Genomic DNA, 11370 nt, shown 5'->3' on the forward strand with positions numbered 1-11370 from the left:
TATCCATTAACTTGTTGATGTGAAAGAGAAGATTTTAGGCATATCCCTGATGATACTTCTAAGTGCCTGTGCTTTAACAGTAACTGAGGAAGATAAGCAAACAATGTTTAATAATGCATCATTTGATAATGAAGTGATTTCACGGCTGCCTAAATACCAGGAGTTCCGATCTTTTCTAGAATTAAATGCGGATACGATATTTAATTACGTGGACAGTTTGGTTGCAGTTGGAAAAGGTTCTGCAGATTCTATACTAAAGGTAGATTTCCCGGCTGAGGGAATACATGTATATCGCGATTGCATGCAATTCAGGCGTGTTTATAAAAACCATCAATTCACAGCTTTCCCAGATCATTTGAGGGAAGATTTGAACAACTTTGCTGACTCAATTGGAGAAAGAAATTTAGCCGCATTCACCCTTTGTAGAGATAAAACTGTTCTTGTTCAAATAAGGGAACAAAGAACCGACCAGGGGCTTACGGTTATACATTCTCTTACATGGGATAAGATAATAGAACAGGAACAGCGGTACCACAAAGATACTCTGCTTGCAGAGGATTGTATTTATCACATTGCCTTATCTGCAGATACCAGCTTCTAGGTAAATGCCTTTTGCCAGGGATCTGAAGGTTTACGCCCAACCTAGCTGATTTATAATGATCACAAACTGGATAAGGATCATTGTGTTGAATATAAATCGCTTTTTCCGGATTATAATAAGTTTGCTTAGTTGTCAGGAATCAACTCTTTAACCATCTCCCTGCCATCCTGGTCGAAATAGGTGCAAGTCATTTGAGATATATCCACAACCCATTTTTCTACACCGGCTGCGGCGGCTTGTTGGCAGAAGGTGAGGTAGTCTGTCTGGCCCTGCTGGTGAATGGATAAAGCATGTTCGAGTGCTTTCTTGTTTGATGTGTCGGCTATGGGTAAGGCCGAATATTTGGGTTCGGATGCGACTTTAGAATCGGGAGCTCCATTATATTCCGCATGACCGTCGGAGACAAAAGTAGTATAGGTGAAAACGCCAAGTGCTTTAATATCCTGGATATACCGGGGAAAATCTGCGCCGCTTTTAACTTTGGAATGCGCCTCTTGAATCTGCTGAAGTGTAAACATGTAATGGTCTTTTAAATAGTTTGATACAAAGAACGCGAACGATCTGCGCCGGGCATTGTAAAAATCCGTTTAAAAGGATCGCGAAGAAAAGAAATGTTCCGGTGTTTGTCCGGTGAAGCGTTTGAAGTCTTTGATAAAGTGTGCCTGATCGAAGTACCCTGCTTCATAGGCCCGTTCGGATGGTAAGAGTCCCTTGTGATCGTCCGTCATTACTCTCCTGAACCGAACAATTGACGCATATTTTTTCGGGGAACACCCGACCACACTTCTGAATCGCTTTTCTAATGGACTTGAACTTGAATTCAGAAGTTTTGCAAGATCACCTATTCGGATATTGCCCGCTGATTCATTTATACATTGTATTGCCGCGCTAACCAATGAGTCGGTATCAAACTTACGTTTTATGGATAGGAGGAAATTTTCAATAATACTGATGCGCTCTCGGTCGGTCTGAACTTCACTAATCTGTTCTTCCACGATGCGGATCTGATGAGGACTAATTATGGCGTCGAGCGGAATACTTTGCTCGAAGAGTTCATGGATGGGTAAAGCAAAAAGTGCTGCGGCACCACCTGGCTTAAAACGGACCAAAACGGATCCGCTCGGTTCCAGATTCCTGAATACCCTAACCTTGTTTTGCAGGCCAGTGATCCCGGATGCGGATAAGGGAATACTTTTATTATCGCTGATCAGGGAGAGCCGGCCTTTGTATTGAAACCCTAATACTAAAGCCGTATCGGGTAATACGTTGTACGGCAATTCAGTTTCATTCTCCACAATAATGAAGCTCTCCACTTCATTCTGCAAGGATGCCTGGGCCTGAATAGTTGTAAAACGCATACTTTGGAACGACTGTCATAAAAGTACGGAGGATATTTAATTCGATGAAATATTATCCGGGGAGGATGGAAATCGGCGGTTTATGCAGCAGACTCTGTTGTAGACCGGAGAATTGGTAAGCTGGTTTGTGTAAGAGTATACCAAGTCGACAATGTCACTAGAATATTTACTCGAGCGCCATTGATATTCTCATTTCCTAAACATATTTTTGCCGCTGAATGACTCGGGGTTTTATTAAGTATTTCCTAATACTGTTTGTTTTTTTCTTCAGCGCGACTGGCCTCGGCTCGGCGTTTGTGCAAAAGCCAGGCTCCAATAATCCCTCTGCAGAATCTATTAAGGTATCTGTTCATAGTGGACTTCGCAGTTTTGAACAAGTGCGGACCGTCTTTACCCGTCTGCCTCTGGCGGGAAGTGAACGGCGATCGGATCGTTTTGTTGCTGACGAAAATGAGGTAGAAGAGGATCACCTTTCAAAAAAGGGCGTGACGAAGTATACCTCTTTAGCCTCCGCCTTTGCATTTGTATTTCTGCCTTCTGCAACTATCCATAGCGGTGTATTTGCCCCATTCAAGGATTATCCGGGTAGTTTATCAAACAAAGTTTACCTCCTGTTACGAGTCTTTCGGATCTGACATTCCCGTTCTCTTATCAAATGTCCGTTTAGCGCATCGACACTTAAATGATGTGCCCGTGTATTAATCTACACTTCTAATTATTTCCCAATACTAAATTTATATGAATAGAATTTTCATAGTTCTAATGCTGTGCGGCATTTTGTGCCAAAGCTGTGAAACTAAAAAAGTTGAAAAAGAGGAAGAGACTGAATTCCTGGTCAGTACTCCTTTGGTGAAAGACACCCTGATCACGAAAGAATATGTCAGTCAGATCCGTGCAGTAAGTCACATTGAAGTAAGAGCTCTGGAGAGAGGTTATCTGCAGAAGATCTTCGTAGACGAAGGTCAGACGATACATAAAGGGCAGCTGATGTTCCAGATTAAACCCGCTATGTACCAGGCTGAACTTCGCAAAGCTCAGGCTGAAGCAGAGTTCGCCCAGATCGAATACCGGAATACCAAAAATCTTGCTGACCATAAGATCGTTGCTGCTAATGAGCTGGCGATGGCAAAGGCAAAATTAGATAAAGCCCGGGCCGAAGTGTCAATGGCACAGGTGCATTTAGGCTTTACCCAGATCCGCGCACCTTTCAACGGTATTATGGATCATTTCCAGGTGCGACTGGGAAGCTTGCTGGATGAAGGCGATCTGCTTACAACCCTATCAGATAACAGTGAGATGTGGGTATATTTTAACGTCCCGGAGGCTGAATACCTGGACTATAAAAGCAATCAGTCAGGCCATAATATGTCGAGGGTGAGGCTGCAGATGGCAAATAATAAGCTATTTCCACATGCTGGTGTAGTTAAAACCATAGAAGCCGATTTCAATAACGAAACCGGAAACATTGCATTCCGGGCTACATTTCCAAACCCCGACGGGCTGTTAAGACATGGAGAGACAGGGAATGTACTGATGGATATCCCAATTTCCAATGCATTACTAATACCTCAAAAGGCCACGTTTGAAGTCCTGGACAAGAAGTACGTTTACGTGGTTGATAAGAGCGGCAAGCTGAAATCGAGAGAAATTACTGTCGCTGCCGAGCTTCCGCATATTTATGTTGTGAAGGACGGTTTAAATCAAAGCGATCAAATTCTTCTGGAAGGTTTGAGGCTGGTTAAAGAGAACGAAAAGATCCACTACAAGTATCTGAAACCGGCTACAGTCATGTCTCAGTTAGATTTATATGCTGAGTAATCACCTCTTAAAAATCAGAAGACATGTTTAGTAAATTTATACACAGACCGGTATTTGCTATCGTCTTATCGGTCGTAATGATCTTTGTGGGGGGGCTTGCTATCAAGAAGCTGCCCATTTCCCAGTTCCCGGAAATTGCACCCACCACGGTCAATATATTTATTGCTTACCCGGGCTCAAGTGCGGATGTGTTGGTGAATTCCACACTGATTACCCTTGAAACTGCAATAAACGGAGTGGAGGGAATGCGCTATATCGCCACAGATGCAACCAGTGCCGGAGAGGCAACACTGAGAATCATCTTTGAACCCGGTACCGATCCAAATGATGCGGTGATCCGGGTAAAAACCAGGGTAGACCAGGTCATGCCGCTGCTGCCAGAGCTGGTACAGCGTGAAGGTGTTATTATCACACCCATTCAGCCAAGTATGCTGATGTACGTCAACCTCTATTCAAAAGATAAGAGCATCGACGAGAAATTTCTTTTCAATTATGCCACGGTGAAAATGATCCCCGAGATCCAGCGGATCAAAGGTGTTGCCAGGGCCCAGATCCTGGGAAGCCGCAGATATGCCATGCGGGTCTGGTTAAATCCTGATCGTATGCGGGCATATAAGATTTCCGTGGAGGAAGTCATGGAGTCGCTTGCCGAGCAGAGTATTATTGGCCGGCCGGGAAGGTTGGGCCAAAGCTCGGGTATTGCAGCTCAGTCGCTGGAGTATGTGCTCACCTACAAAGGGCGGTACAATAAGCCTGAAGAATATGAAAATATCATTGTGCGTGCCAATGCAGAAGGTGAAAGTATACATCTGAAGGATATCGGCACGGTTGAACTGGGAAGCGAGTTCTTTGACATCTATTCCAATCTGGACGGCCAGCCCTCAGCTGCTATCGTGCTCAAACAGAATTACGGAAGTAATGCAAGTGATGTAATTGCTGAAGTAAAGTCAAAGCTCGATGATATGAAAGCCTCGTTCCCGCCGGGAGTAGATTATAAGATCAGTTATGATGTATCCCAGTTCCTTGACGCCTCGATCGAGCAGGTTCTTCATACCCTGAGGGATGCCTTTATCCTGGTTGCTATCGTGGTATTTATCTTTCTTGGCGATTGGCGTTCTACCTTGATACCTATCCTCGCCGTGCCCGTGTCGCTGATCGGGTCATTTTTCGTGATCCAGTATTTTGGGCTGTCGATCAACCTGATCACTTTATTTGCCTTGGTATTAGCTATCGGAATTGTGGTTGACAATGCGATAGTGGTGGTTGAAGCCGTGCACGCCAAAATGGAAGAGAATAAGCTTTCTCCATACAGGGCAACTGTAGAAGTGCTGCGGGAGATTGGAGGTGCTATTATCGCCATCACCCTGGTTATGACTGCCGTTTTCATTCCCCTGCTATTCATGTCAGGACCCGTGGGAATATTTTACCGGCAGTTCTCCATTACCATGGCCAGTTCAATCGTTATTTCGGCAATAGTAGCCCTAACACTGACCCCGGTCTTGTGCGCTATGCTGCTCAAGAATAATCACGGGAAACCCAGGAAGAAAAACCTGCTGTCCCGATCACTTGATGGCTTTAACAACTGGTTCGAACGGGTTACCGGACGATACGTGGGCTTACTGCGGTCGATGGTTAGCCGCAGGTGGATCACCTGGGCCATTCTTCTGGCTTTCTGCGCAGGAATATTCGTTGAAAACCAGATCCTGCCATCGGGCTTTATTCCAAATGAAGACCAGGGCACCATTTATGCGATCATTCAGACTCCGCCGGGATCGACGCTCGAACGAACCAACCAGGTTTCCCAGCGATTGCAGAAGATCTGTGAAGAGATCGATGGGGTAGAATCTGTCTCGTCGCTGGCCGGCTACGAAATCATGACCGAAGGTCGCGGATCAAATGCCGGTACCTGTCTGATTAACCTTAAAAGTTGGTCGGACCGCGAACATACCGTTAAAGAGATTATGGAGGAACTCGAAGAGAAGTCCAAAGGCCTGGGTGCCGTTGTCGAATTCTTTGAGCCCCCGGCTATCCCCGGGTTTGGATCCTCCGGCGGTTTCTCTATGCGTCTGCTGGATAAGAATTCGGATACCGACTACCATGAATTCGATAAGATCAACAATGAGTTTATGGATAACCTGAGCAAGCGTAAAGAACTGACTGGTTTGTTTACCTTCTTTGCTGCCAATTATCCGCAATATGAACTTGTTATTGATAACGAACTGGCAATGCAGAAGGGAGTTTCTATAGGCAAGGCAATGGAAAATCTGAATATCCTGATCGGCAGTACCTATGAGCAGGGTTTTATCAAGTTCAATCAATTCTTCAAGGTGTATGTACAGTCCGACCCAAAATATCGGAGGCTTCCATCTGATATCCTGAAATTGTACGTAAAAAATGACCATGGCGAAATGGTGCCCTATTCTGCGTTCATGTCGCTGAAGAAAACACAAGGGCCTAATGAGGTAACCCGGTTCAACCTGTACAATTCGGCAGCGATCCAGGGTCTGCCAGCTAAAGGCTATACCACGGCAGATGCCATACAGTCGATACAGGAGGTTGCCAAAACAACTTTGCCGAAGGGTTACGATATTGCCTGGGAAGGATTATCCTATGATGAATCCATTCGGGGAAATGAATCTCTTTACGTTTTCCTCATCGTGTTGCTGTTCGTCTACTTTGTGCTGGCAGCGCAGTACGAAAGTTTCATCATTCCTATGGCCGTAATCCTTTCCCTGCCTGTGGGCGTATTTGGGTCGTTTCTCCTGCTAAAGCTGATGGGACTCGAAAACAACATTTATGCCCAGGTCGGTTTGATCATGCTGATTGGACTACTTGGAAAAAATGCCGTACTGATTGTTGAGTTTGCCGTCCAGAAAAGACAGCAGGGTGCCACCCTGCTCGATGCCGCAATTGAAGGTGCCAAGGTTAGGTTCAGGCCTATTCTCATGACCTCATTTGCATTTATTGCCGGTTTACTACCGTTGATAGTTGCAAGCGGGGCAGGAGCCATCGGGAACCGCACCATCGGGGCTTCGGCCCTTGGGGGTATGTTATTTGGAACTGTTTTCGGAGTGATCATCGTTCCCGGGTTGTACTTCATCTTCGGCAGTTTAGCCGACGGACGCCATATGATCAGAGATGAGCATGAAAAGCCATTAACCGAAGGGTTTGTTTACGCCGATGATAGTTTCCCTGACCTAGAAGAAAGTGAAAATCATGTATAAAGAAAGAATATTTTACAGGCTGGGGATTGCTTATGTCACCCTGGCCTTTATAGGTTGCAGTGTGCCAGCCCTGGTGCAGAAAGATGCGAATACTTCAATGCCGGTAACTTATAACAGCTCCCGGGATACACTTAATTCCGTTAACACCAGATGGAAGCAGTTCTTTAACGATCCGTACCTGAGCGCTCTTATTGATACTGCCCTGCAAAAGAACCAGGAGCTGAATATCACCATGCAGGAAATTGAAATTGCCCGGAATGAAATACGGGCCCGAAAGGGTGAGTATCTTCCGTCGGTTGGAGTACGGGCAGGGGCTGGGGTGGAAAAGGTGCCACGCTATACAAATATTGGTGCCATGGAAGCTACCACTGAAATGGAACCGGGCAAGGAAATACCTGAGCCATTGCCGGACCTGATGGGTGGTTTAGTCGCTTCCTGGGAAGTAGATGTCTGGCATAAACTGCGTAATGCACGGCAGTCGGCCGTTAACCGCTACCTTGCCAGTGTAGAAGGTAAGAACTTCTTAGTGACTAACCTCATTGCGGAAATTGCCAGTTCCTATTATGAGCTGCTCGTTCTGGATAATCAATTAGCTATTATCCAGCAGAATATGAAACTGCAGAGTAATGCCCTGGAGATTGTTAAAATTCAAAAGGAGTCGGCCCGCGTAAACGAGCTTGCTGTACGCCGGTTTCAGGCACAGGTGCTCCACACTCAGGGTTTACAGTATGATATCCAGCAAAAGATAACTGAAACTGAAAACAGGATTAATTTCCTTGTCGGGAGGTTTCCGCAGCCAGTGCAACGAGTGCAGCAGTCGCTGGAGGATTTGTTGCCACGAGGCATCAAGACAGGTTTGCCGGTACAGCTGCTTACTAATCGTCCCGACATTCGGCAAGCGGAATTACAGCTTAAAGCAGCCAGACTCGACGTGCAGGTTGCCCGCGCAGCGTTCTACCCATCTTTAGGAATTTCAAGCGGGCTGGGCTTACGGGCTTTTAGTCCTGCTTACCTGTTTAAACCCGAGTCTTTGTTTTATTCCCTGGCCGGGGATGTCACCGCGCCATTGATCAATAAGAACGCAATTAATGCGATGTATTATGGTGCCTCTGCGCAGCAGGTACAGGCTGTTTACAATTATGAAAAGACAATCCTCAACGCAAACATTGAGGTTATGAATGAAATGTCCAGGATAAACAACCTGGAAGAAAGCTATAACCTGAAAATGAAGGAAGTTGAGGCACTGACTCAGTCTATCGATATTTCAAATAGCTTGTTCAGATCTGCCAGAGCCGATTATATGGAGGTGCTGATGACCCAGAGGGATGCGCTGGAGTCGAAGTTCGACCTGACGGAAACGAAGATGCAGCAGATGAAAGCGATGGTTAACGTTTACCGGGCCTTAGGCGGAGGGTGGAATTGATTTGTTTGATTAAGTGTTGAAAAGGTCATGCAGAAATGTGTGGCCTTTTTTGTTTGGGTGCAGGAGGAGGTAGGACGCATGAAGCCGGAAGTTCCTTTAAAATGCCGGGTAGAATACGTCGGGCCAGTTGCGTAGTTAACTCATGCAGAATCTAGCATAGGTTGCTTTTCCCGTTTTCGGAAGATGAAAAGGGCTTTAAGCACTAACCTTACGAGCCAGATCTTACTTTTACAAAAACTGTGCTGCAGCCCTCGATGCAATAGATCGGACCAGCAGGACCCATCGTGAGTTCTCCCTCTTTTATTTTATAAATGTAATTCTGAATGGTCTTATCCCTTTTCATAAGCTGCACGGTGATGCTGTCTTTGATTGTATAGCTCACATATTCACTAAAGACGTCGCCCTCAAACTCACCATTTTTTTTAAACTCGATATAGTCCTTACTTCCTTTAGCCAGTCGAAATTCCTGGGGCCCGCCGATAGAAATATAAGATCCAGTGAGCTTCCATTTACCTTCAAGGTTGGTTTCTTGCAGCATATCTGACTTATCGCAGGAAGCGGAGAAAATTAGCACCGATAGCAGGACCAATAAACCCGCTAAAGTTTTGGGTAGGAAATTTCTTGCAGTTTTCATCTGGTTCAGGTTTTTTGTTGTGAGTGGTTGAAAGCTCGCAACCTTATAGGCAAAACGAGTCTTTCCGTGAAAACGTTACAAAAATGGAAACTATAGTTGAGCAATGAGCTATGGGCGATGAGCTGTCAGCCATCAGCTATTGGCTATGAGCTTAATGCACAGGCGCTAAGGTGACAGGCACTGGATATAGGTACTAGACGTTCTTACATTTTTAGAAATTCTGGAGCCTTATAGATCAGCACGGCTGGCCAAAGTAGGGCCTTCCCGACACCTAATGCACCTTTTGCAAAATTGTGGGCAGCTGAATAAAATATATGCCGTCCCCCGATAAATGCCATCAGGTAGATGATCGAGATTTCATGATTTTTAGGAACAAGCGATTTAGACTTAGTCAGACCCTCCCTGAGGGCTTCAAGTTTTGAGCAGTGAGAGGCCGCATAGTCAGAATGGTAAATTGTTAAACTTTCCCACCGAAAATTGAAATTCACGCAGAATTTTCACCTTTTTTCTTAAAAATCTCGAAATAAACAGAATTCTCCATTACGAATTTCATAATTCGTCAAGTACCGGCCTTGCGAAATTCATAATTCGCGAAGTGCCGGCATTATAAATTTCATAATTGCGAGTTAACCGGCATTGAAAATATCGTAAAAGTGCATTTTATGTGAAAAAGAGGGGGAATTTTAGTAAATTATAGAAAGGAGAAAGTGGAAGTGAGTTGACGGTTGAGGGTTGACAGTTGACGGTTGGAGGGATTGAATTTGGACGGGGAAGATAGGATGAATGGCGGGTGGAGATTCGATAGCTATCGGGTTGAAAGTTGAAAGTTGAAAGTCAGCGAGGTGGGAAATAATTAAGGGAAGAAGCCTGGATGAGGGGCGAGTGGAGACCCGATAGCTATCGGGTGGAGCATTGAGAGGTGAAAGAGGAAAGGAAAATTGAAAACTAAAGTAGGACGGATAACTGGTCGGGGAATGAGGCAAGAAAACGGATCGGGGATGGAGCTAAATGGGGGAGGCGAACGCAGGTGAATGCTAAGTGAATGAAATAGGAAGTCTGAAGTCGGAGGGCAGAACGTGGCAGGTAGATCTAGGAGGAATGTTGGATTAGAAGCAGGTGGTATGATGAAAAATAGAAGAAACTGGATGGAGGAAAGAAGGTGAAAGGTGAAACCTGAACGGGAAAACTGAAGTAAGTTGCAGAGCTGGGGATGGGATTGGGATGCAATGCAGAAACCTGCAGCTTTCATCTCAAATTGACTCCATTTTGATGTTTAGGGCTTCACCCTGTTTTAGTACTGAGATCACACTGTCTAAGCACTGAGATCACCCTTAGATAAGAAGGCGGGAAATAGTGCGGGTATGTGCGGGTTTGGGTGGAAATGATTGAGGCGGTTGCGGGTTTTGGCGGGGAGGAATTGAGGTCTGAAGTCGGAGGTCTAAAGTCGGAGTTGGAAGGTTTTTTTGGGGAGGAGTGTAAGATGAACGTAGCATAAAGCAGGAATGAACGTGAGATAACTTAGGATAACCATAGGATGGGCCTGCTAAGAGAAATTGTACCGGTATGAGTATTAAATATAAACCATTTAAATGATTGCGTATGGGAAAGGAAGAATGAAGCATGAGGAACGAAGTAGGAAGTATGAAGTAGGAAGCGGAGGTCAGAAGTCTGAGGAGGGCTCCTGGAGTATGTGGCCACGTACTATTAGGAAATCTTCCCGGGCTTGACGCGGGTTTTCGGGAAAGGGTATGAGCGCATGGCTCTCCGCCCAGACCGATTACTGATTACCGATTACTGATTACCTCTTCAAACGGCAAAGAAAGACCTGCATAATTAAGTATGAAATAAAAGATCGATTAGAGCGGAATTTACGGCTTAGAAGCTGTTATCTGGATGCGGACAGAGCATCTTATCCGTCCAGTGTGACACTGTCAATTGTCCACTGTCAACTGTCCACTCAAAAAGGCTGGTGCATTACAGTTATTGGGTTCAATTCCCCAATGATGCCGCAAGTATAGTGAGGTCCGACCCGGCGGATTGTACACTGAACGCGAAATAGGCGGTAAGTATGAAGACTCTGCTAAAAGTATTATTTAAGAGCCAAGTATCAAGAATCAAGACTTCCACAAAGCGTACCTATGTCGCTAAGTGGGGATGGGTTAGGAATGGGGGATCACGGCGCGATGAGGAGCAGGCGGAGCTGCGAGTCATCGCGCCTTTTTTAAGGGTAGGTGGTCGTCATGGCGAGGAGGTACGACGAGCCATCTTTATTAAGTTGAGAGTGGAGAGTTGCTTCGCCCGCCGTAGCATTA

General features: G+C 45.5%; 9 protein-coding genes. 5 read left to right on the forward strand and 4 right to left on the reverse strand.

Annotation, left to right across the window (positions count from 1 at the left end; all coding sequences use genetic code 11):
- The first annotated feature begins 19 nt into the window (after positions 1-19).
- Positions 20-601, forward strand: coding sequence for a hypothetical protein (locus B5X60_RS00145; RefSeq protein ID WP_139377333.1), 582 nt, complete (start codon positions 20-22; stop codon positions 599-601).
- Between the two features lie 125 nt (positions 602-726).
- Here B5X60_RS00145 and B5X60_RS00150 read toward each other — a convergent pair whose 3' ends face one another.
- Together B5X60_RS00150 and B5X60_RS00155 are read right to left on the reverse strand one after the other, a co-directional pair.
- Positions 727-1119, reverse strand: a complete 393-nt coding sequence (locus B5X60_RS00150) for a DUF1398 domain-containing protein (protein WP_079700551.1) — start codon at positions 1117-1119, stop codon at positions 727-729.
- Positions 1120-1188: 69 nt separating this feature from the next.
- Positions 1189-1959 (reverse strand): helix-turn-helix domain-containing protein, encoded by a 771-nt coding sequence (locus B5X60_RS00155; RefSeq protein ID WP_079700552.1) that lies wholly within the window; start codon positions 1957-1959, stop codon positions 1189-1191.
- 218 nt (positions 1960-2177) lie between these two features.
- Here B5X60_RS00155 and B5X60_RS00160 point away from each other — a divergent pair, with 218 nt between their 5' ends.
- From B5X60_RS00160 to B5X60_RS00175, 4 genes are all read left to right on the forward strand, one after another.
- Positions 2178-2594, forward strand: a complete 417-nt coding sequence (locus tag B5X60_RS00160; RefSeq protein WP_079700553.1) for a hypothetical protein — start codon at positions 2178-2180, stop codon at positions 2592-2594.
- A 103-nt stretch (positions 2595-2697) separates the two neighbouring features.
- Positions 2698-3777, forward strand: coding sequence for an efflux RND transporter periplasmic adaptor subunit (locus B5X60_RS00165; protein WP_079700554.1), 1080 nt, complete (start codon positions 2698-2700; stop codon positions 3775-3777).
- Positions 3778-3800: 23 nt separating this feature from the next.
- On the forward strand, positions 3801-7001 hold the full coding sequence (locus tag B5X60_RS00170) for an efflux RND transporter permease subunit (protein ID WP_079700555.1): 3201 nt from the start codon (positions 3801-3803) through the stop codon (positions 6999-7001).
- Positions 6994-8424 carry a TolC family protein gene (locus B5X60_RS00175; protein ID WP_079702249.1) on the forward strand — a complete coding sequence of 477 codons (1431 nt, stop codon included), beginning with the start codon at positions 6994-6996 and terminating at the stop codon, positions 8422-8424. The genes B5X60_RS00170 and B5X60_RS00175 overlap by 8 nt, the downstream gene beginning before the upstream one ends.
- 208 nt (positions 8425-8632) lie before the next feature.
- Here B5X60_RS00175 and B5X60_RS00180 read toward each other — a convergent pair whose 3' ends face one another.
- Both B5X60_RS00180 and B5X60_RS00185 read right to left on the reverse strand, forming a co-directional pair.
- Positions 8633-9058 carry a lipocalin-like domain-containing protein gene (locus B5X60_RS00180; RefSeq protein WP_079700556.1) on the reverse strand — a complete coding sequence of 142 codons (426 nt, stop codon included), beginning with the start codon at positions 9056-9058 and terminating at the stop codon, positions 8633-8635.
- 203 nt (positions 9059-9261) lie between these two features.
- Positions 9262-9546, reverse strand: coding sequence for a hypothetical protein (locus B5X60_RS00185; RefSeq protein ID WP_079700557.1), 285 nt, complete (start codon positions 9544-9546; stop codon positions 9262-9264).
- Between the last annotated feature and the right edge of the window lie 1824 nt (positions 9547-11370).

It is taken from the genome of Daejeonella lutea (assembly GCF_900168015.1).
Lineage (GTDB): Bacteria > Bacteroidota > Bacteroidia > Sphingobacteriales > Sphingobacteriaceae > Daejeonella > Daejeonella lutea.